This is a genomic window from Micromonospora sp. NPDC049081 (assembly GCF_040648835.1).
GTDB lineage: Bacteria > Actinomycetota > Actinomycetes > Mycobacteriales > Micromonosporaceae > Micromonospora > Micromonospora antibiotica.
The window spans coordinates 24,665-44,529 of sequence record NZ_JBEZEK010000037.1 but is presented as its reverse complement, the minus strand read 5'-3'; the positions used below and the strand labels follow the sequence as shown (position 1 = coordinate 44,529).

At 67.2% G+C, this 19,865-nt stretch carries 24 protein-coding genes; 22 read left to right on the top strand and 2 right to left on the bottom strand.

What is annotated here, in order from left to right; translation table 11 throughout:
* The 3 genes from AB0B63_RS30715 to AB0B63_RS30705 form a co-directional block, all read left to right on the top strand.
* On the top strand, positions 1-681 hold a 681-nt coding region (locus tag AB0B63_RS30715; RefSeq protein WP_357025170.1), incomplete at its 5' end, for a DUF5753 domain-containing protein.
* On the top strand, positions 674-883 hold the full coding sequence (locus AB0B63_RS30710) for a DUF397 domain-containing protein (protein WP_357025168.1): 210 nt from the start codon (positions 674-676) through the stop codon (positions 881-883). The genes AB0B63_RS30715 and AB0B63_RS30710, both read left to right, overlap by 8 nt.
* Positions 884-1,086: 203 nt before the next feature.
* Positions 1,087-1,575, top strand: a complete 489-nt coding sequence (locus AB0B63_RS30705; RefSeq protein ID WP_357025165.1) for an NUDIX hydrolase — start codon at positions 1,087-1,089, stop codon at positions 1,573-1,575.
* A gap of 515 nt (positions 1,576-2,090) precedes the next feature.
* Here AB0B63_RS30705 and AB0B63_RS30700 read toward each other — a convergent pair.
* Both AB0B63_RS30700 and AB0B63_RS30695 read right to left on the bottom strand, forming a co-directional pair.
* The gene (locus AB0B63_RS30700; protein ID WP_357025162.1) at positions 2,091-2,438 is read right to left on the bottom strand and encodes a PPC domain-containing DNA-binding protein; all 348 of its coding nucleotides are present in this window, start codon (positions 2,436-2,438) and stop codon (positions 2,091-2,093) included.
* Positions 2,439-2,446: 8 nt separating this feature from the next.
* Positions 2,447-3,544, bottom strand: coding sequence for a helix-turn-helix transcriptional regulator (locus AB0B63_RS30695; RefSeq protein WP_357025179.1), 1,098 nt, complete (start codon positions 3,542-3,544; stop codon positions 2,447-2,449).
* A gap of 782 nt (positions 3,545-4,326) precedes the next feature.
* On the opposite strand from AB0B63_RS30695, the gene folE reads away from it, so the two are divergent.
* From folE to AB0B63_RS30600, 19 genes are all read left to right on the top strand, one after another.
* Positions 4,327-4,950 carry a GTP cyclohydrolase I gene (gene folE / locus AB0B63_RS30690; RefSeq protein WP_357025159.1) on the top strand — a complete coding sequence of 208 codons (624 nt, stop codon included), beginning with the start codon at positions 4,327-4,329 and terminating at the stop codon, positions 4,948-4,950.
* Positions 4,947-5,384 (top strand): 6-carboxytetrahydropterin synthase QueD, encoded by a 438-nt coding sequence (gene queD / locus AB0B63_RS30685; RefSeq protein WP_357025155.1) that lies wholly within the window; start codon positions 4,947-4,949, stop codon positions 5,382-5,384. The genes folE and queD overlap by 4 nt, the downstream gene beginning before the upstream one ends.
* Positions 5,381-6,187, top strand: coding sequence for a 7-carboxy-7-deazaguanine synthase QueE (locus AB0B63_RS30680; protein WP_357025152.1), 807 nt, complete (start codon positions 5,381-5,383; stop codon positions 6,185-6,187). The genes queD and AB0B63_RS30680 overlap by 4 nt, the downstream gene beginning before the upstream one ends.
* Positions 6,177-6,671 (top strand): phosphoribosyltransferase family protein, encoded by a 495-nt coding sequence (locus tag AB0B63_RS30675; RefSeq protein WP_357025149.1) that lies wholly within the window; start codon positions 6,177-6,179, stop codon positions 6,669-6,671. Before AB0B63_RS30680 ends, AB0B63_RS30675 begins: the two co-directional genes overlap by 11 nt.
* The gene (locus AB0B63_RS30670) at positions 6,668-7,702 is read left to right on the top strand and encodes a radical SAM protein (protein ID WP_357025146.1); all 1,035 of its coding nucleotides are present in this window, start codon (positions 6,668-6,670) and stop codon (positions 7,700-7,702) included. The genes AB0B63_RS30675 and AB0B63_RS30670 overlap by 4 nt, the downstream gene beginning before the upstream one ends.
* Positions 7,699-8,802 carry an aminotransferase class I/II-fold pyridoxal phosphate-dependent enzyme gene (locus tag AB0B63_RS30665; RefSeq protein WP_357025143.1) on the top strand — a complete coding sequence of 368 codons (1,104 nt, stop codon included), beginning with the start codon at positions 7,699-7,701 and terminating at the stop codon, positions 8,800-8,802. The genes AB0B63_RS30670 and AB0B63_RS30665 overlap by 4 nt, the downstream gene beginning before the upstream one ends.
* A 115-nt stretch (positions 8,803-8,917) precedes the next feature.
* A complete protein-coding gene (locus AB0B63_RS30660) occupies positions 8,918-9,607 on the top strand; it encodes a 7-cyano-7-deazaguanine synthase (protein WP_357025140.1) in 690 nt (229 codons plus the stop codon).
* A 66-nt stretch (positions 9,608-9,673) separates the two neighbouring features.
* Complete coding sequence (locus AB0B63_RS30655; RefSeq protein WP_357025137.1) at positions 9,674-10,501, top strand: TIM barrel protein; 828 nt, start codon at positions 9,674-9,676, stop codon at positions 10,499-10,501.
* Between the two features lie 17 nt (positions 10,502-10,518).
* Positions 10,519-11,340 carry a hypothetical protein gene (locus AB0B63_RS30650; protein WP_357025134.1) on the top strand — a complete coding sequence of 274 codons (822 nt, stop codon included), beginning with the start codon at positions 10,519-10,521 and terminating at the stop codon, positions 11,338-11,340.
* Positions 11,341-11,346: 6 nt separating this feature from the next.
* Positions 11,347-12,039 (top strand): ribulose-phosphate 3-epimerase, encoded by a 693-nt coding sequence (locus AB0B63_RS30645; protein WP_357025131.1) that lies wholly within the window; start codon positions 11,347-11,349, stop codon positions 12,037-12,039.
* Positions 12,039-12,806, top strand: coding sequence for an HAD family hydrolase (locus AB0B63_RS30640; RefSeq protein ID WP_357025127.1), 768 nt, complete (start codon positions 12,039-12,041; stop codon positions 12,804-12,806). Before AB0B63_RS30645 ends, AB0B63_RS30640 begins: the two co-directional genes overlap by 1 nt.
* Positions 12,803-13,597 (top strand): hypothetical protein, encoded by a 795-nt coding sequence (locus AB0B63_RS30635; RefSeq protein ID WP_357025124.1) that lies wholly within the window; start codon positions 12,803-12,805, stop codon positions 13,595-13,597. The genes AB0B63_RS30640 and AB0B63_RS30635 overlap by 4 nt, the downstream gene beginning before the upstream one ends.
* Positions 13,594-14,700, top strand: a complete 1,107-nt coding sequence (locus AB0B63_RS30630) for a hypothetical protein (RefSeq protein ID WP_357025121.1) — start codon at positions 13,594-13,596, stop codon at positions 14,698-14,700. Before AB0B63_RS30635 ends, AB0B63_RS30630 begins: the two co-directional genes overlap by 4 nt.
* Positions 14,697-15,575, top strand: coding sequence for a nucleotidyltransferase family protein (locus AB0B63_RS30625; protein WP_357025118.1), 879 nt, complete (start codon positions 14,697-14,699; stop codon positions 15,573-15,575). Before AB0B63_RS30630 ends, AB0B63_RS30625 begins: the two co-directional genes overlap by 4 nt.
* A complete protein-coding gene (locus AB0B63_RS30620; RefSeq protein WP_357025115.1) occupies positions 15,575-16,132 on the top strand; it encodes an AAA family ATPase in 558 nt (185 codons plus the stop codon). Before AB0B63_RS30625 ends, AB0B63_RS30620 begins: the two co-directional genes overlap by 1 nt.
* Positions 16,129-16,938, top strand: a complete 810-nt coding sequence (locus AB0B63_RS30615; RefSeq protein ID WP_357025112.1) for an inositol monophosphatase family protein — start codon at positions 16,129-16,131, stop codon at positions 16,936-16,938. The genes AB0B63_RS30620 and AB0B63_RS30615 overlap by 4 nt, the downstream gene beginning before the upstream one ends.
* Before the next feature lie 14 nt (positions 16,939-16,952).
* Positions 16,953-17,621, top strand: coding sequence for a thymidylate kinase (locus AB0B63_RS30610; RefSeq protein ID WP_357025109.1), 669 nt, complete (start codon positions 16,953-16,955; stop codon positions 17,619-17,621).
* Positions 17,622-17,714: 93 nt separating this feature from the next.
* Positions 17,715-18,662 (top strand): phosphotransferase, encoded by a 948-nt coding sequence (locus tag AB0B63_RS30605; RefSeq protein WP_357025106.1) that lies wholly within the window; start codon positions 17,715-17,717, stop codon positions 18,660-18,662.
* Positions 18,663-18,774: 112 nt separating this feature from the next.
* Positions 18,775-19,854, top strand: a complete 1,080-nt coding sequence (locus AB0B63_RS30600; RefSeq protein ID WP_357025103.1) for a glycosyltransferase — start codon at positions 18,775-18,777, stop codon at positions 19,852-19,854.
* The last annotated feature ends 11 nt before the right edge of the window (positions 19,855-19,865 follow it).

Sequence of the window (19,865 nt, the reverse complement as noted above, 5' to 3'; positions counted from 1 at the left end):
CGCGCCGACCTGCTCGCGCTCGCCGCCGAGACTCGAAGCAATGGCGCGAGCGCCTGGTGGCACGACTACACCAACACCAGCCTGCCGAGCTGGTTGGGCCTGTTCGTACGACTGGAAGCCAGCGCCGACCGCATCCGGAACTACGAACCGGAGTCCGTGCCCGGCCTCCTCCAGACCCGTGCATACGCCAGAGAGGTGACCGGCGTGCCGCAGGGTCTCATCGACGAGCAGGAGGTCGACCGCCAAGTCGACTTTCGTCTGGAGCGTCAACGCCTGCTGTCCAACCCCCGCCCGCCGCATCTTTCGATCGTCCTGAGCGAGGCAGTCCTCCGCCGAACTGTAGGCGGTCCCAAGGTCATGGCTGCCCAGCTACAGCACCTGCTCGACGTAACCCGGTCACCGAGCGTCTCGCTCAGGGTCCTTACCTTCGAGGCGGGCGTACATGGCGGCATGAACTCCGCGTTCACTATCCTGCAATTCCCGGCTCTGCCAGGCAGTTCGGAGCCCCTCGAACCCCCGCTGGTCTATGTCGACAGCCTCACTGGCGCGCTCTATCTGAACAAGCTGACCGAGGTTGCGGCCTACGAGCTGGCCTGGAACGACGTGACCTCACGAGCACTCGACGAGGACTCGTCGAGAAAGCTGATCACCGAAGCGATGGAGGCATTCACCCGTGGCTGATATGACGACGGCCCGCTGGCGCAAGAGCACCCGCAGCGGCAACCAGGGAAACTGCGTCGAGGTGGCGACGAACCTGCTCTCCCGCCAGGGTGCGGTCTTCGTCCGGGACAGCAAAGACCCTCAGGGTGGCCAGATCGCGGTGACGGCGCGGAGTTGGACGGCCTTCACTGATGCCCTGCGGGAGGGCGCGCTGACCCCGTAACCGGGGCGCGCGCCGTTCTACCGGAAGCAGCCGGTCGACACCGGCTGCCTTCGGTAGCGGCGTGGCCGCGAAAGCCAGGGTGATCCTGCACCCCCGGCGGCAGACTCCAAGCCGAGGGAGCCTGGGCAGCGGGTCACGCTCACGACGCGATCAGTTCGGCGGGCCTCCGCGACGTGCGCCTGCCCACCCCGTAGCCTGCCGCCATGTCCATCGCCCTCCCATTCCGGTGGATCGCTGACCGACCGGCACCGACTGCAACGGTGGTGCAGGTGTACGGCTGGTTGTTCGATGACCATGGGCGGGTGCTCGTGCAGGACACGCCGGACGGCCACAACCTCCCCGGCGGAAGCCCCGAGCTGGTCGACGCCGATCCGGCCGCCACCCTGCATAGGGAAGCTGCCGAGGAGTCCCAGGTGCGCCTGACCGACCCGGTGCTCCTCGGCCACGAGTTGGCCGGCGGCCACGCGTACCTGCGGATGGCCGCGCGGATCGTCGGGTTCGACGCGCGCCGCCCGGACCCGGATGGCGGCCGGCTGCTCGGGCGGCGGCTGGTGCCGGTGGTCGACGTTCCACTCCTACTCGGGTGGGGCGACTCGGGAGCCGAGCAGGCTGTTGCGGCGGCCCGGGTCGCAGCGACCAGGTGGGGTCTGCCTGTTGGGTCGCCGACGGCACCGCTGGCCGTGATCGACTAGCGGACATTCCACGGCGCGACCCCACCACCCAGGAACCGGCCCACCGCGGCATGGTGGTCAAAAGCGGGATTTCGGCGCGTTCTGGCCCGCCTAACGCATCCGATCCCGCTGTTTCGGTGAAGCTCAGGGTGCTGTCACCGTCCATGACCATGACGCCCTCGGTACGCCCGTCGAGAGCCGGTACCCAGTCCACGACGAGCAAACGGCCTGGCGTCGGGCCACGCCGAGTTCCTCCCCGCACTCCCGGGCTACGCCAGGTACGGCGACTCATCAACCTCGAAGCGCCCGTCGGGGATCTCCCAACCCGCCTTGTACAGCTGGTTCCACCACCAGAACCCGCTCGTCCGCGTCAGTGATCAACAGTCCGGCGGCCACCCGCTTACGAGGCAAACCGGCGGTGACATCGGGGCGTCCGGAAAGCATGCGACACGGCGACACGCCCGCCGCGCCGTGCGCTGACATTGTCAGCAGATTCCGACACCATCAGCACCAGATCTGCTGCACCCTGTGAGCGGTCAAGAATCGTTCGCGGTGAGAGATATCGTGTATGCGTGGACGAAGAAGGTGTCGACCTTTGCCCAGTGCAGGTGGCCTGCAAGCGCCATGTCGCCTTCACGACCAAGGACAACGTGCACATGCACCTTGCCATCAACAATCTCGCCAGTGCCGCTCAACTCGAATGGCTGGCGATACTCCGTGACGACATCGGACTTTGCGTCAGTGGCAGGCATGTTACTGATTGCGCATGCATCGATCGCGCCGACGAGAGAAACGATCGCGCCGTTAGTGATGCCCGCCTCGGCGGCGTGCCTGCTTAGCGTTGCGATGACTTCTTCGCCGGGCTTTACGGCGAGCAGCTTCATTCGGACTCCTAGATATTGAGGGGGCGGGTTCCGGCGAGGATGGCAGCATAGGCGCGCAGATTTTCGCGGCACGCTTCGCGTGATACGGCGTTCATGACCGCCTGACGGGTGGTGTCGGTTTGAACGCTGGGCAGTGTTGCGAGGAGGACCGCGCTGCACCAACGTGCCGCAGCGTCGCGGGGGTTGGTTAGCTCTGCTGTCAGGCGTTCGGTGGCCCAACTCGATGCCAAGCTCGTGGCGGCTCGGCTACCTGATCCGGCAGCCAAAGCAGCGACGTGTGCGGCTTCATCCCATGATGTGTCCAGCACACGACACGCGACGGCGGTCAAATACAGATGTCGGACGTCATCGTCGGCACGAATGGTGGAAATCGCTGCGTCGCCGACCTCAGGCGATCCGACTTTCGCAAGGATGCCGGCCGAGTTCACCCGCAAGACTGCTGTTGGTCCGTGCCGCATCCACGCGACCAGCGTCCGTCGAGCGCTCTCGTCATCGGCGGTCAACGCGCTGATGGTCAGGTCGGTTGCGTGGCTGGTCTGTGCGGTGGCTAGCAGGTGCCCGCCGCCTCGCGTGATATCGCCGAAGACGCGGTGAGCTACCAGCACGTCCACAAGCGCTGGATCAGTGAGGCGGAACGTGTCCTCTGCCGTCCGGTTGATGTGGGGATTCCTGTCAAGCCGACGGCGTACGTGGTCAGGGATCTGAGACGAGTGGATTTCTTCGGCTCGGTGCTGCCAAAGGTGCCATGCGAACCACTCGACCACTTCCCCGTCGTTGCTCAACGGCGTTGCGGGCGTTGCTTCCCCGAACACCCCGGTCGCCAGCGTCACCCCGGCTACCGCGATCAAGTTGCGCCGCTTCACTTTGTCCTCTTCCTCGGCCGGCCGTTCCGTGACGGCTGGTAGCGCGAACCACAGCCGGTCGGCCGGAACCCGCAGCACCTCCGCCCACTGGGTCAGCCGATTAAGGTGGGCGATCGCCGGGCCGTTCTCGATCCGACTTAGCTGAGCCTGCGTGAGCCCCATCCACGACGCCACGCGATCTTGGGAGATCGATCGCCGCCCGTGGTAGGGGTGCGTCCGCCACGCACGTATAACCCGGCCCATGTGTCGGCTCCGAAGCGCCTCGCTGAGCACCACCTCATCCCAGAAGTCGGCCGGAAGTTCGGGAGCCGTGTGGAGATGATCTCGTTCGTGAGTGATGCACGGGGCACAGTGCGCGCCGGGGTTGTCACGGGCGAGACGGGCACCGCAACGGCAGTACCGCGCCTTGTGAGTCGCAGTCATCGTGGCGTCCTTGTGTGACCACCAGTGTTGGATCGTACGAGGGCATGCTCCAAAGTCCCACATGCCGCCCGGTCGCGGTCATACGCGCGACGCATATTGATACCCGCCCTCGGTCATGGTGCACCCGTCCTGACGTTGGGCATCGTGTTGGTAACGATAGGCGACAGGCAAGCGATTGACTCGATCGACTCCCTGGTCGTCCGCGACGAAGCCTCCGTCGGCCAAGTGACGGGATGAGGTACGCCTCAACCCGGCGCTGCACGCGGCGCGGGGCACACCCCATCACCTCATGAGCGGTCGCTACAGGGAGGCGTTCGGACATGAAACCTTGTCCCGGCGGTGATCAAGTCGAGCATGCGGAGGCGGTGCTGGATTCAGGACCTGGCCCTCAGACGCGAGGAGATCCAGCTCCCCGCAACACCGCGGCGAGATAGAGGAGGCGTCGTCGTCACGACCTCCTGGGTGTGGCTCAGGGGTTAAGCAGCGGGCGGACGCCCCGAACTCTGGCCAGATCGCAACTGCCCCACACTCCCCGATCCGCGCGGCGGGGGACGCAGCACAGACATTCCCAGGCGTTCGACCTCACCCCCGAAGGAGACCTGGTGGTCGCCACTCTTTCCAATCTGGAGATTGGTCATACGCTCCTACCCCCGACGGCACCCTCGATCGACCGGAACGCCGCTGAGTTGGCTGTCGGGCAACTACTGACCGCACTCGGCGTCGATGCGAGCACTGAGATCGGCGTCAACACCCCGCGCAGGGTCGCTGACGCCTATGCGCAGATGCTCACCCAGAAGCCCTGGGAGTTCACCAAGTTCCCGAACGAGGACGACCAGCATGACTTGGTCGTGACCGGTGGGATTGAGTTCACTTCGGTGTGCGGGCACCACCTCCTTCCGTTCTTCGGTACTGCGGCCGTCGGGTACCGCCCAGCAGAGCTCATTCCTGGCCTATCGAAGGTCGCGCGGTCCGTACGAATGTTCGCCGCACGCCTGCAGACGCAGGAGGGCCTGGGACAGCAGGTCGCCCGGTTCCTGCAGCAGCAGCTGGAATGCGCTGACGTTGGCGTGTTACTGCGGGCCGAGCACACCTGCATGACGTGTCGCGGTGTCCGGGCGCAAGGATCACTGACGATCACGGTCGCGACGACCGGGGCCCTCCAGACGGACGTCTCTGCCCGCGCCGAGTTCCTCCAGTTGGCGTCGATGGCGGGGCGTGCCGCATGAGCAACACCGTGGCAGGGACGACGCCGGCTGCCGCCAGGGACGGGGAGTACCGAATAGGGAAGTCCTTCAAGTTCGAGGCTGCGCACCGGCTTGGAGACCTGCCGGAGCACCACAAGTGCGCACGAGTCCACGGCCACTCGTACGCCGTCGAGGTGACCCTCGTTGCGCAGGTCTTGAGCGGTCCCGGCTTCGTCGTCGACTTCGCGGAACTGGAGCCCGTGAAGCAGTACCTGGCCGATGCGTTCGACCATCGGCTGGTCAATGACGTTGTCACCGTCGAGCCGACCAGCGAGAACCTAGCCCGGTTGATCTTCGACTGGTGCGCCGAGAATCTGCCGCTTCCCGACGGTGTGCACGTCGAGGCCGTGAGGGTCAGCGAAACGGCGACCAGCTGGGCGGAGTTCCGGATTCCGGTCTCGACGGAAAGGAGATGACCTCGTTGACTACCGCGGCTCACCCCACGGTCCGACGCAAGGCCGACACTGCGCAGGTCGCCGACCTCTTCTACTCGTTCCAAGGCGAAGGGCCCAGCTTCGGCCGCCGGGCACTGTTTGCCCGCCTTATGGGCTGCAACCTCACATGCGGCTACGCTGCGTTGCCGCGCACCAGTGACACGCCGGCTGACGGCACGATGATCTGCGATACCGAATACACCTGGAACGTGGCCCGGCACGACCCGGGCACGGCGCGAACGATGACGTCGGCCAAGATTTGGGATGAGCTACGACGAATCGACCCGGCCACCGCTGACCCGTCGCTGATGCCGGTCGACCTGGTCATCGTGACCGGCGGCGAGCCGTTGCTGCACCGGGATGTGGTCACTCACCTCGCATGGTCAGCACGTGCGGACGGACGCGCGGTCGAGGTCGAGACGAACGCCACGGTCGCCCCCGGCAGCGACCTGATCGCCGCCGGCGTCTGCTTCAACGCCGGTCTCAAGCTGGAGAGCTCAGCGGTCCCGCGTGGAAGACGGATCAAGCCGCACGTCATCAGGCAGCTACAGGACACCGGACAAGCCCGGTGGAAGTTCGTGGTGACCTGCCCAGCTGACATCCAGGAAATCGTCGCCCTGCAGCACGAGTTCGGGCTCACACAGGTGTGGCTGTCCCCAGAGGGCACCACCGCGGACGTGGTCGTCGAGCGGATGCGGTGGATGGCGGACGCCGCCCTGACGCACGGATGGAACGTGACCAGCCGCGCCCATGTCCTCATCTGGGGTGACGAACGTGGCCGGTGACCAGACCCCGATCGTCCTCACCTGGCCCGACATCACCAAGACAGTCGACACAATCGCCAGCCAGGTCCGCGCCGATCGGCTGCCCGACGTGCTGGTGGGCGTGCTCCGCGGCGGCCTCGTCCCGGCCGTCCTGCTTTCCCACCAACTCGGCGCCCGTGCGGTGAGAGCGGTGGAGGTGGCCCATACCCTCGACGACACCGTCAACGCCGACAAGTCCGGCACACCCCAGGTCGTGAACCCCGCTGCCCTCGGCGACCTCAAGGGCATGGACGTGCTCCTGGTCGACGACATCGCGGGCAGCGGCGACACCCTCGTCTGCGCCGTTGGCCTGCTGCACGCCGCCGGGGCCACGCGCGTACGTACCGCCGTGCTGACCGTCAACCGCGCGAACTGGCACAGGCCGCAAAGCCCTACCGACGTCGTGAGCTACCTCGGCCGCCAGGCCGACAGCTGGGTGATCTTCCCGTGGGAGGTCCCAGCATGACGGCCGACCTGAGCCCGGTCACCCTGCTGTGGGCGCTACGGTCACCCTGCAACCTCGGCTGCCGTTACTGCTACTTCGGCACGATCGAAGAGCACCGCGAAGCCATGCCGCAGCAATCCGGAGCGATGTCACACCTGGCCCGCACCGACCTGGACCTCACTGCGATCACCGCCTTCGTGCACACCCTGCCCGGGTCCCGGGTGAAGCGAATCTTCATCGCCGGTGGCGAACCACTCATCTGGCCGCCGGTGATGGAGGTGATCGCCGCGATCAAAGCCGCCGACGTGCAGGTGGTGTTGTGCACCAACGGGATCCCGCTGAACCGGCCCGAACTGGTGGACAGGATCATCACCTTAGGCGTCGACGCCGTGTCCGTGTCCGTCGATTCACCGGACGCCCGCTACAACGACACGTGGCGTCCGGCCCGCAACGGCAAACACGGGCACCAGGATGTGATCGGCGGCATCCAGGCATTGATCGCCGCCCGGGGCAGCCGCCCATCACCGAAGGTCGGCCTGTACTCCGTGATCACCCGACTCAACATCGACGTCATCAGGGCCGGTGCCGTGCTGGCGTCCGAACTCGGCTGTGACTACTTCGTGCCGCAGCCGATCGCGCTCGACCGCGGCCATGCCCTGCACACACAGCTGTCGCTGACCGGCGGCGACGCAGACCCGATGTCGGAGGCATTCACACAGCTCTACCACTCCGGCATGCCAGTGCGGCTGCCCGACCCCAGTTATCCCGGCAAAGTCGTCGACAGCATCACCCATGAGTCAGGCTTCGTGAGCGGCTGCTTCGGCGGCACGAACCTGTTCTTCATCCAACCGGACGGCAGCCTGTATGACTGCCCGTCGAGTCTGAAGATCACCGCCACCGCCACGGCACGGACCATCCGCGACGCCGACGCCCATACGCTGTTCGCAGCGGCTGGGCCGTGCACCGACTGCGCGCTGTTCAGTCGCGACTGCGTCAACATGTGGCCGCTGATGGGTTTCGACCGGTTCCTGACCGAGCAGGTGCCGACATGACCGCCGGGCCACTCACCACACGCGGCGGTGCCGTCGAAGACCTGTCGCGGCTGCTGGCGCAGATGCCCCGGCCGGCCGGCACCGAATATGTCGCAGCCCTGGAAGACGAGCTCGCCGCCAGGTTCGAGGTCCGGCACGCCGTCGCGGTGTCGTCGGGCACCGCGGCCCTGCATACCGCCCTGCTCTGCCTCGGTATCGGGCCTGGTGACGAAGTCTTGGTGCCAGCGCTGTCCGTGGTGATGTCGGTTGCGCCAATCATCTATGCCGGCGCCCGGCCCGTCTTCGTCGACTGCGATCGCCACGGCTGCGGTCTCGACCTGGACGATCTCACCGCCAAGGTGACCGGCGCTACCAAGGCGATCCTGACTGTTCACCTATGGGGCCGGCAAGGCGATCCGACACACTTAGCGCGCGTCGCCGCCGCACACGGTCTGGCGGTGATCGAGGACGCGTGTCAGGCCCAAGGCAGCAGCACCGAGGGGCGAGTTGCCGGAACCAACGGCGACGTGGGCTGCTTCAGCCTCAAGGACGGCAAGATCCTCTGGTGCGGTGAGGGCGGCTATCTGCTCACCGACCGCGACGACATCGCCAGCCGGGCCCGCGCCCTGCGGGCGCACCACCTGCCGCTATACGGCGGCCAGCCCGAAACGGTCGGCTACAACTACCGCCTCGCCGAACCGCTCGCAGTCCTCGCCCACGCGAATCTGGCCCGGTTCGACGAACTTCTCGACCATCGTCGGCAGCAGGCTCGCCAGCTCGCCGTCCTGCTCACCGCGACGCCGGGGATCACGGCGACCCCCACAGCGGCCGGTGACAACGGCTACAGCGCTCTGATCAGGGTTGACCTAGACCATCCGCGGGCGTTCTGCGAACACCTCGCCCAGCTCGGGGTGCCCAACAGCGTCGGCACCTTCGGGTTGATGCCCGCCGACCGGCGCCCAGCCTTCGCCCGCTATGCCGGTTCGCCGTGCCGGCAGGCGGCGACGGTTATCGACCGCACCTTGGCAGTTGTCCTGACCGACCACGACACCGAGGAACGCATCAACGGCTACGCCCAGACGATCTCGCGAGAGGCGAGCACATGGGCCACACACCCGTGATCTCCGGCGCCAGACACGCCCACGGCAAACAGCTGCACGACCGGCGCTGAACTCCACCCGGCATCCGCGCGGCCCTGCATAGCCCCCACGAAGACGTTCCGACAAGGAGCACCCAGTGCGTGAAGTTCTGCTCTTCTCCGCCGGCTTGGACTCGTTCCCGGCTTGGCATTTCCTCAGCAGGCCACCGGCGCTGTACTTCGACAGCGGCCACTACGGCCGGCAGCAGGAGATCGATACCGTGCGGGCGATCGCCGCGGCACACGGCATGGATCTGGAGATCAGCGCCGAGCTCGACCTGTCGGCCCGAGCCACGGTCCAGGGCGACCTGATCCCGTTCCGCAACGTGCTGTTCGCGATGCTCGCGGCGTTCCGCGCAGACGTCATCTGGTGTATCGGGGTCAAGGGCGATCACACGGCGGACAAGAGCCCGGAGGCGTTCGCGCGGATGAGCGACGTGCTGACCGAGTTCGCCGGACGACCTATCCGGGTCGACAGCCCGTTCTGGGACAAGACCAAGACCGAGGTCGTCGCCTGGTACCTCGACGCGGGGCTGCCCGTGGACGCGCTGCTGCAGACGTTCTCGTGCGCCACCCCCGGCGACGCCTTCGAGCACTGCGGGCAGTGCCCCAGCTGCCTGCGACGGTGGATCGCGCTGGTCAACAACGGCATCACCGGCACGTTCGCCCACGACCCATGGACGTGGGAACGAGTCGGCAGCTACTACCTGCCTGCGATGGCGGAAGGGCGCTACCCGCCGCACCGCGTCGAGGAGTTCCAACGGGCGCTGTCCACCATCGCCCCCTGAACCACCTCACAGCCCCAGCTGCTCACCGGGCCCCTTCCCGCCCATGGACGACCCTTGTGAGGAACGATGAACACGTACGGACTGCGGTTCGCCGCCAACATATCCATGCTCTACGGGCACCTGCCGATGCTGGGCAGACCCGCCGCTGCCGCCGCCGACGGGTTCACCACCGTCGAAACGTGGTGGCCCTTCGCGGGCCCCGAACCGAACGTCACCGACGTCAACGCGTTCACGGCCGCGCTCGCCGACGCCGGCGTACAGCTGGTCGCGATGAACCTCATTGAGGGCGACATGCGCGCCGGCGACCGCGGGCTGTTGTCGAGTCCCTCCCGGCACAACGAGTTCCTCACCTGCCTGGACGTCGCGACCAGGTTCGCCGACCGGGTCGGCTGCCGCATCCTCATGGCGCTCTACGGCAACCGCGAACCTGGCGTCGACCCGCACCAGCAGGACCTGCTGGCCGTCGAGAACCTCGCCACCGCCGCAGCAGCTGCGGACACGATCGGCGCCTGCGTCGCGTTGGAGGCGATCAGCCCAGCGGAGGCCCCGGACTACCCGATCAGCGACGCCGACACCGCTGCGGCGACCACCGACGCGGTCAACGACCTCAGCGGGCTGACCAACACCGGGCTGCTGTGCGACCTCTACCACCACGGACGCTCCGGCGAGGATGTGCCCGACCTGCTGCGACGCCACGCCCAGCGGCTGCTGCACGTGCAGATCGCCGACGATCCCGGCCGGGGACGGCCCGGCTCCGGAGCACTGGACTACCCGGCGTACTTCGCCGCACTGCGCGACATCGGCTACGCCGGCTGGGTCGGACTGGAGTACGAACCGACCCGCGATCCCCGGGTCGACTTCGACTGGCTGCCCACGTTGCGGCCGGCCAGCTAAGAGCAAGGGGATAACAGATGCAGTCGTTGGCGCCATCGCCGCCGGCATCAGCCCTCCAGCGGAGCAACCCCGTCGACCCGCGGCGCTGGCTGGCGCTGCCGCAGGGCCGCCTAGTCACCATGGAAGGCGTCTGGGGAGCGGGCAAGACCACCGCAGCCCGCTTGGTCAGCACCCGCCTACGGGAAGCTGGCTTCACCACTGCCGTCATCCATTACGGCAGCGAGCCGGGCACCATCGGCCGCCTGTCGCAGTTCCTCGAAACTGCTCCTCTACGCGCCCGCACCGGACTCGGCGGATACCAGAGCGCCCACCACAGCACCGTCGATGTGCTGCTTCGGCTGTGCCGCGAAGCCCACCACCACCTCACCTGCTTCGGGCCAGCGCTGGCCACCAACGATGTGGTGCTCGTCGACCACGGCATCTACTCCAAGATCGCCTGGGCGTTGACCGTGCTGACCGAGACCGATCCGCAGGCTGACCCGGCCCAGACCCTGACCCGCATACAAGGTCTGTCTGCGCCCTGGTTCTGCACGCCCGACGTGCCCGTCTTTCTCGACACCCCCTGGCCGCTGGCCCGGGAACGGGCGATCAGCAGGGGCCACGGCGGCGGCAATCCGGCAGCTATCGAACGGCTGCTGTTCCTGCCCCGGTACGTCGCGGCGTATCGCCAGGTCCTCACCGACCGGGTACCCCCGGAGCTGCGCGTACGGGTCGGGCTGCGCGACTCCGATGACGTCGCCGACGAGATCACCTCCGAGCTCCTCGGCGTGCTAAGGGCCGCGGACCAAACCACGGCAGCGCAACCGCACACGCCGGTGCCCGCACACGGGAGGAACTGATAGACCATGACGTCTTTCCTCGACACGCTGCCGGCCGACCGGCTCCTGCTTGACGTATCCCTATGGTCCGCCGATCTGTCGGCGCTGGGGGCCGAGGCCGCTCGGGTCAGCCCCTACGCCGATCTGCTGCACATCGACGCCTCCGACACCATGTTCGTCCCGCAACCGCTGTTCTTCCCCGACTTGGTAAGCGCCGTCCGCGCGCACACCAGCCTGCCGTTGCACGTGCACCTCATGGCGCACCATCCGGCCCAGCTCGCGCAGGCGTTCATTGACGCCGGCGCAGACCTGATCACCGTGCACGCAGAAGCCCGAGAGGCCACCGACGCCATCGAGGTCATCCGCGCCGCCGGCCGAGCAGCCGGGGTCGCCCTGACCCTCGACACCCCACCAAACGAAGTGGCCGACATGCTCACGGCAGCGGACGCCGTCGTCCTGACCGGCACGCCGCTGGGCACCAAGGGCACCTCCATGGACCCAGCCGCCGTTGCCCGGATCGCCCACACCCGGCACCTGCTGCACGCGGCGGGCCGACGTGTCCCGATCTTCGCCGACGGCGGGATCCGCCGGGACACCGTGGCACCGCTGGCCGACGCCGGCGCGACGGGCGTGGTCCCCGGATCCTTGCTGTGGAGCAGTGGTGACTTTGCGAAGACAGCCGCCTGGATACGCGGCCAGCGTCCGGAACGGGGCCGATGATGACCGCCGAAGCCCTGCCAGGGTGGACCGTCAGTCTCGACCTGTGGGGAACGCTGATCGACCACACCGACAAAGACGCGGTCGCCGACTGGCGGGTGGCGGAGTTCACGCGAGTCTTCGACGCGTTCGGGCACCGCCGTACGCTCGATGAGGTTCGCGCCGCCATCGATGCCACAGACCGAGAGGTTCTGCGTCAGCAGCGGCGGCACGGCGTTCAGCCGGTCCTGGATGACATGCTCGCAGCGATCCGGGCCCCGCTCGGCATCCCCGACACGCCACAGATGGCCTCGGTGCTGCGCGTCGTGCACACCCACGCCGCCCTGCGTGGGTGCCCACAACCACTGGAGGGCGCTGTCGAGGCACTCACCGCGCTGAGCATGAGCGGCACCCGGCTCGTGCTGACCTCCAACACCCTCGCGACCTCGGCCGAGGTGCACCGTCAACTCCTCGACGACCTCGGCCTGTCCGTGTACTTCGCAGACATGCTCTTCTCCGGAGAACTCGGCATCGCGAAACCGCACCCCGACGTGTTCGCCGCGATCACCGCTCGGGCACAGTGCCCGCCGCAGCGGGTGTGGCATGTCGGCGACGACCGCCTCACCGACGTCAACGGGGCGCTCATGGCCGGGTGCCGAGCCGTGCACTACCGGCCGGACGGCGAAGCCGCCCGAGGCCGCGTTCCCGTCATTACCCATCTCGGTCAGCTCATCGACCTGCTGGCGACCGCCCGCCAGACGGCTGGCGACTGCATCGTGGAGTCGTCATGAACCCCCCGATGTCCAGCACAGTTCCGCCGCTGCGACCTGCCGGCCACGGAACCGAATACCGGCTGTCGGACCTGCTGCAACGGCACCGAGCTGGCGACGCGGTCTTCGTCACCGACGATGTCGTCAGCTACTGCGGCGGCCACGACCCGCTCCTATATACCGCGCACCGCGACGTGCTCCTACCGCGGACAGCCTGCGAGACCAACTGGTTCGCGGACCTGGTCGAGTACCAGCCGGGCCAACTGCCCGGAGGCGAGCTGATCCGCTCCACCGGGCACTGGAACACCCCGACCCAGCTCGAAATCTTCCAGACGCTGACCGGACGGGTCCTGATGCTGGCCGCATGGCGCACCAGCTCGGGTGAGCCGGTCCTGACCTGTCAGACGTGTGAGGCCGGGGAGATGGCGGTCATTCCCTTCGGTGGCTGGCACCTCACCCTTGTCCTCGACGGCCCTGCCGCGGTGTTCAACTTCTACAGCGACCTCCCAGCTGAGACCGCACCACCGCACCAGGCACCGGCGGCCGGCGATCGAGGCAAGTATCGGCGAGCGGCGGCGGTCGAGCTCACCGCAGTACGTGCCAGGGAGGGCTTCGCGATCACCGGGTCCGCCGACAGTCTGGCCGTCTGGGGCGTCGCACAACCGGTCTCTGAGCCGGCCTGGCTGCGTGACATCGTCGCCGGCACGGGTCTTCCGGACTTCTACAGCAACGCCGACAGCGCGACGCTCGCCGCACTGGTCGCACACGCGCGCCGCCAAGTACCTGTCTGCCACCGAACGGATCCTCGATGACCACACCGAATCCCACTGCAACGGCCGACACGGCGACGTTCCGATGCGCAACCGCGTCGGTCACGCTCACCACCGACATCGCAGGCGTCCTGGAGGAGGCCCGGAAGATCCTCTACTCCTACGACGAACTTCCGGGCAGCGGCGGTACCTGGCAGGTACACCTGAACTACGACCCGGACGTCGTCAAGAATCCAGGCGCGCACACCGACGGGGACGAGTTCGACATCGGGCCGCAGACGTACGCATACCGGCACCACGGTTCTCAGCAGAACGTGTTCTGGGTTCCGGCCCGGCGCACCCTCTTGCACGCTGACCCGGCCGCGAAGGTGATCTGCGCCTGGTGTGACGGCCTTCCCGCTGCTCTTGACTGGGCACCGCGGCTGGTTCGGCAAGCTATGACCGCGCAACTGCTGGCAGCCGGAATGGTCTACGCGCACGCCGCTGCCTTCACCTATGGCGAGCGTGGCGTCCTGATTGCGGGCAACCGCGGTTGGGGTAAGACGACGACCTTGCTGGCGAGCCTGCACCATCTCGGCGGCAACTACTCGACCAACGACCGGCTCATGCTCTACGCCACCTCCGAGCGGCTGCACGGCTATCCATGGCCGATGCCGCTGCGGGCCGGGATCGGCACCCTCACCGCCCTGCCGCACCTGCGGCACCTGGTCCCGCCGCAGCAGCAGACGCTGCCGGCCGAGAAACGGTGGACGTTCCCTACCAAGATCGTCGTGGAGCCGCCTGCATTCCCGACCCTGATGCAGCCCGGAGCGACCGTCGCCCGCGACCTGAGCATCTCGATGATGCTCTGGCCGCAGCTCGACCCAGCCAGAAGCGAGGTCCAGGTCGAGCGGGTCGACCCGGACGAGGTCACCGACACCTTGACCAGCACCCGCATGTTCATGCACGACCTGCACCGTGGCACCAGCGCCCACACCAACCAGTGGCTCGCCGCGGCCCCCGAGGACGACATCGTCTACCGAAATGTGGAGCAAGCAGCCGCGGTCCTGGCCGAACAGCCCTGTTTCCGCATCCGTGCCGGCGCCGACCCGGTCGCGCTGGCCGCCGCCGTCCGCCGGCTGCTCCACCACGAGGTAGCCGGATGAACGCCGCAGAACCCGTCCACAGCTTTTTTCCCGACACCACCGGCTGTCCGCGCGTGTACCGGCTGTTGCGGGCGGCAAGCGAACCGGCTCACCGGGAACTCGGCGAGACGCCCGACCTGGACGACATCTATCCCTTGGGGGAGGTGCTGGAGTACGCCATCAACGCCAAGATGACCTGCCTGCTGGCGGATTGGCTCAGCCGACACCACCACACCCCGAGTTTTCCCCGGCCGATGCAGCAGTTCCTGCGTGGGCAACTGCGCCTCAACGCCCACCGGTCGCGAAAACACCACGAGGAAGCCGCAGCGATCATCGCCGCGCTGCACGACCACGATGTGCCCGCAGCAGCGATCAACGGCATCGCCCACGCCGCCCTGCTCTATCCCGGCGCAGGCGTCCGGCAGTCCAGCGACGTCGACATCCTCATCCCCGCATCCGCCGCGGCCACCGCCGCAGGCGTGCTCACCCGCCGCGGCTACTACAGCACCGGCCGCAGTCCCACAACCTTGCACCGCGACTTCGACGACCCCGTCGTGCCCGGGCTCACCCTCGACCTGACCACCCGGCTGGCCCACACCGGCGACGACGCCACTATTCACACGATTCTCAATCGGCGCATACCCGCACCCAGCAGCGTCGAACACCGGGCACCGCTGCCGGTCCTGCACCGAGATGACGGATTCCGGCACACCCTGGCCCGCGTCGCCTCGCAGCGCCGCTGGCCCGCGCTGGCCGACGCGCTGCACTACGCCTTCGACGACACCGATCCGCAACCAGCCACCGCCCTCGACAAGCCGTCGCGGGCGGGCTGGAAAACCGTCCGCTCCTGCTGGCCTCAACTTCCGCAGGACGCGCCTCTGGCCGGGGGCCACTGATGATCGTGCAACTGACCGGTCTGCCCGGCACCGGCAAGACCACGCTCGCCACCAGCATCGGCCGACACTTCGGCGAGCGCTGCCTACTGCTGCACAAGGACCTCGTACGCGCTGCCCTGTACGGCCCGTCCGGGCAGGTCACCTACCAGCGGGAACAGGACGACTTCGTCGTGTCCCTGCTACATCTGGCTGCCCGGGAGCGGCTCACCCGCGACCCGGACGCTGTGGTCGTCCTCGAACGCACCGGCACCCGCGCGTACCAGCTCGCCGACGTCACCCACCTGGCCACCACGCTCGACCAGCCCTTGGCCGTCATCTCCTGCTGGTGCCCCGACAACGTGGCCCGCGACCGGCTCGACGCCGACCAACACGGCGGCACCCACCCCGCAGGCAACCGCACCTTCAGCCTGCACCAGCAGTTGCAGCAGTCCGCGGACCCGATCACCGTTCCCGCATTGCGGCTGCGAACCGACACCTCCGCCGATGAACTGCTCGACGCCGCGCTCGGCTATCTCGACCAGCTGAACCCCACCCGATCGGAGGCAGCCGCCCGATGACGCGCCAGCTCGCCAACCTGCTCGACATCGCCCGCACTGCCGTGCAACTCGGGACACGAGTCCTAGAAACGGCCGCCGTCCGGCAGGTCAGCGCCAAAGGACCCAAGGACGTGGTCACCGACCTCGACCTGAGCATCGAGCAGCAGATCCTCGCCTTCTTGGAAGAGCGAACCCCCGACATCGACCGGTATAGCGAGGAGGCGGGCGGCGACCCGGCTCGGCCACGCCGACGGTGGGTCCTCGACCCGATCGACGGGACCGTCAACCTCGTCCACGGCCTGCCGCTCTACGGTGTTTCCCTCGCCCTCACCGACGGGGTCCGGCCACTACTCGGCGTGATCAGCCTTCCCACACTCCGCCGCACCTACTGGGGAGCCGCCGAACTCGGCGCCTGGTGCAACAACCGAGCCATCGCACCGTCCACGACGAGGGACCTTGCCGAGGCCGTAATCGCCATCGGCGACTACGGCACAGGCGATGACGCCGACGAACGCAACGCCGTCGCCGTCGCCCTGCACACCACCCTCGCCCCGGTCGCCGGGAAGGTCCGCATGCTGGGCTCCGCCGCCGTCGACCTAGCCCTCGTCGCCGACGGAACGCTCGACGCCAGCATCACCCTCGGCAACCGCGACTGGGACATGGCTGCCGGCGTCGCGATCGCCCGAGCAGCCGGCGCAAGCGTCACCGACACCGACGGCACGCCCCACGACCTCGCCTCTCGCACCACGATCGTCACCGCACCCGGACTGAGCGTCGCGGTACTCGACACACTGCGCCAGGCAACCGCCGGCACCACCTACGCCTGAACAAGGAGATACAGATGCTCATCGGATTCGAAGGGCTGCCCGGCACCGGCAAGAGCACCCAGTCCGGCAAGCTTGCCGACTTTCTGGCCCGACAGGGCCTGTCCGTCAACTACCTTCCGGACAACCTGACCCGTGACGCCGACCCGCTCGGCCGGGCGCTGCTGAGGCTGTTCGACTCCGGTGATCCGTTCTCTCGACACGAGAATGTCGTCACCGACACCCTGCTCGGCGCAGCGATCCGCGCGGACACGTACGCCACCGACATCGCGGGTCCACTCATTGCCGGCAGCACCGTCATCGAGGACCGCGGAATCCACACCCTCTACTCCTACAGCCTCGCCCGGCTCCTGCAGCAGCACAACATCGTCCCCGGCGAGGCGATCGCGTGGCTGCGCAATGTCGGCTCCTTCGCCGGCCCCGCCGCGGTCCGGTCCGTATGGCTATACCTGCCCGCCGACGATGCCATCGCCCGCGCGGAGCGCCGGCAAGGGCACCCGTACACCGCGGAGCAGCGCGCCTTCCTCCGGTTCGTCCACGATGCGTACACCGAACTCGCGCAAACCGATCCCAGCCTGCATCGAGTCGACGTCACCGGACTCGACACCCAACAGACACATCACGCGGTACTCGCCGACCTGTCCACCGTGCCGACCTTCGCCGCGAAACTCGCCACCACTGCGTGACACAACCGGCGGCGTCGCGAGACCCACCACGTGACCAGCCACTACGGTCGGTGCCGTCCATCAACCCTCGATAACCTTAGGAGCCGAAACAGCATGACTGCCCGATCCCGCGAGGTCCCCCAGGACATGCTCGCTGCACTTCGGCAGGCACGTACGCGTGGAGGCGAAGCCCTCAGCGACTCCCTGGCCAGGCTCGGCGTACGCCCCCTTGCCGGAGGCATGCAGAACGATCTCTACCGCTGGACGTCGCCAGATGGCGACGACACCGTGATCAAGTTCTACACCAAGACGGACCGGCGCCGCGCCGAGCGCGAATGGGCAGCACTGAACCTCATCAAGCCACATCACCTAGGCACCGTCCCGGTCCCACTGTGGCTCGACCCGGCCGAGGCCGAACCCGCCCTCGGGATGACCGTCCTGCACGGCACTCCGCTGCTCGCAGCACCCGACCAGCTCCATGCACTACGCGGCCTCGCCCACACGACGACGCAACTACAAGCGGTACCGCTGTCCGGGCTGATGGCGGAGCTGCCCCGCATCGACAGCGGCGAACACTACCTGGTCCGGTTGACCCAGGCATGGCCCAAACTGCTCGAGGAACAGGCCGACGACCCACTCGCGCCCGCCATGCAGCAACTGCTTGCCGCCTGGCATAGCAGCGGCGACGCCGACGTGGTCATCGAGCAAGACGAGCCGATCCTGTCCCGCGGCGACGCGAACCTGCTCAACTGGCTCCAGACCGGCGACAGTGCCGCCTGCGTCGATTTCGAGTACGCCGGATTCAGCAACCAGGCGTTCGACGCCGCCGACCACATCGAGCACATCAGCGCACGCGACGTACCCGACGAGGTGTGGGTGAAGGTACTACCCGATCTCGGCGTCACGGACGCCAACCGCAAGCGATTCGCTGCGAATCAGCGCACGTGCGCTCTGCGGTGGCTCGCCGTCCTATGGAAGCAGCGGGTACGCCGTCGCGACGAGTTCGCCCGGCAGCACGAACGCGTCGACATGCTTTTCGGTCCCTCCAACCCTTACGCGTGACGATTGCTGGCCCAGTCCTTGGTGCGCGGACCTGATTCGAACGCAGATCGGCGGTGACGGCTCCGCAACTCATACAGATATCGTCCTCGGAAATTTCGCGCCCAGGAGCCTCATGAAAATCGACATCGTGCACCCCGGATACCTGACCGTTCAGCCGTCCGACCTGACGACGAAAGGCTTGGGCGGAAATGAGACAGGCATGATCTTGTCTTCCCGCGGACTCGCCTCGCGAGGACACGAAGTGCGGGTTTACGCCGACTGCCCGCGCATCGAGGACTTCGGCGTGCAGTGGCTGCCACTCACGGAACTCACCGAGGATGACTACCGGGATGTGATTATCTTTTGGGTGCGAACCAAGAGGATCGAGCCGGGCCGATTCAATGCGCCGGTGCGAGCGGCGAAACTTGGACTGAAGACGCCCAACGGCAGCCTTGTCGGCCACGTCGGCGCTGGCGACGTCAACCTCTTGATCGCCTTCTCGGATTTTCAACGCAACCTTTATGTCGAAGGTTATGGTTACCCGCCGGATGTCGAGTGGATTGTCACAGCCGACGGCCTGAACGCGTCGGACTACGCCGAACGGTCGCCGAAGGTGGCAGGTCGGTTCTTGCACGCCGCGAACCCGAGGCGCGGCCTGGAACCACTGCTGGACATGTGGCCCTCCATCCGCGATATGCATCGAGACGCCGAGCTGTTCATTGCATCGAGTCACCTACTGCGAGGGATAACAGCTGAGGAAGACCTACGTCGTGCCGGAGCGCTATACAAGCGCGCAGAGTCGATGGCATCCGACGGCGTGCGCTACCTGGGCCGCCTAGGTAAACCCGACCTCATCAAGCTCCAGCTGACGGCTCAGTTCTACCTGTACCCCACGACGTACCCGGAGACCTGCTGCATCGCGGCCATGGAAGCAGCCGCTGCCGGAGCAGTGATCATCTGCTCGCCGGCCGGGGCCCTACCGGATCGAGTCATCGACGGCGTCACCGGCTGTCTAATCGAGGGAGATCCCGTAGATCCCCTCGTGATCCAAGCCTTCGTAGACAGGGTCACCGCATTGCGATCGGACCCGACCCGGCTGACACACATGGCGCAGGCAGCGAGGGATTTCGCCGCCACTAGCGACTACACGGAGGTGTTGCCCATTTGGGAACGCGCATTCAGTCACATAATCGAGTCTTCCTCTCATGGCTGAACTCCCGTCCA

Bases quoted from the DNA above. Each gene is read 5' to 3' on its own strand.
- AB0B63_RS30705 (WP_357025165.1), top strand. From the start codon at position 1,087: ATGTCCATCGCCCTCCCATTCCGGTGGATCGCTGACCGACCGGCACCG.
- AB0B63_RS30700 (WP_357025162.1), bottom strand. From the start codon at position 2,438: ATGAAGCTGCTCGCCGTAAAGCCCGGCGAAGAAGTCATCGCAACGCTA.
- AB0B63_RS30695 (WP_357025179.1), bottom strand. From the start codon at position 3,544: ATGGGCCGGGTTATACGTGCGTGGCGGACGCACCCCTACCACGGGCGG.
- queD (WP_357025155.1), top strand. From the start codon at position 4,947: ATGAGCAACACCGTGGCAGGGACGACGCCGGCTGCCGCCAGGGACGGG.
- AB0B63_RS30680 (WP_357025152.1), top strand. From the start codon at position 5,381: ATGACCTCGTTGACTACCGCGGCTCACCCCACGGTCCGACGCAAGGCC.
- AB0B63_RS30670 (WP_357025146.1), top strand. From the start codon at position 6,668: ATGACGGCCGACCTGAGCCCGGTCACCCTGCTGTGGGCGCTACGGTCA.
- AB0B63_RS30665 (WP_357025143.1), top strand. From the start codon at position 7,699: ATGACCGCCGGGCCACTCACCACACGCGGCGGTGCCGTCGAAGACCTG.
- AB0B63_RS30655 (WP_357025137.1), top strand. From the start codon at position 9,674: ATGAACACGTACGGACTGCGGTTCGCCGCCAACATATCCATGCTCTAC.
- AB0B63_RS30650 (WP_357025134.1), top strand. From the start codon at position 10,519: ATGCAGTCGTTGGCGCCATCGCCGCCGGCATCAGCCCTCCAGCGGAGC.
- AB0B63_RS30645 (WP_357025131.1), top strand. From the start codon at position 11,347: ATGACGTCTTTCCTCGACACGCTGCCGGCCGACCGGCTCCTGCTTGAC.
- AB0B63_RS30640 (WP_357025127.1), top strand. From the start codon at position 12,039: ATGACCGCCGAAGCCCTGCCAGGGTGGACCGTCAGTCTCGACCTGTGG.
- AB0B63_RS30635 (WP_357025124.1), top strand. From the start codon at position 12,803: ATGAACCCCCCGATGTCCAGCACAGTTCCGCCGCTGCGACCTGCCGGC.
- AB0B63_RS30630 (WP_357025121.1), top strand. From the start codon at position 13,594: ATGACCACACCGAATCCCACTGCAACGGCCGACACGGCGACGTTCCGA.
- AB0B63_RS30625 (WP_357025118.1), top strand. From the start codon at position 14,697: ATGAACGCCGCAGAACCCGTCCACAGCTTTTTTCCCGACACCACCGGC.
- AB0B63_RS30620 (WP_357025115.1), top strand. From the start codon at position 15,575: ATGATCGTGCAACTGACCGGTCTGCCCGGCACCGGCAAGACCACGCTC.
- AB0B63_RS30615 (WP_357025112.1), top strand. From the start codon at position 16,129: ATGACGCGCCAGCTCGCCAACCTGCTCGACATCGCCCGCACTGCCGTG.
- AB0B63_RS30610 (WP_357025109.1), top strand. From the start codon at position 16,953: ATGCTCATCGGATTCGAAGGGCTGCCCGGCACCGGCAAGAGCACCCAG.
- AB0B63_RS30605 (WP_357025106.1), top strand. From the start codon at position 17,715: ATGACTGCCCGATCCCGCGAGGTCCCCCAGGACATGCTCGCTGCACTT.
- AB0B63_RS30600 (WP_357025103.1), top strand. From the start codon at position 18,775: ATGAAAATCGACATCGTGCACCCCGGATACCTGACCGTTCAGCCGTCC.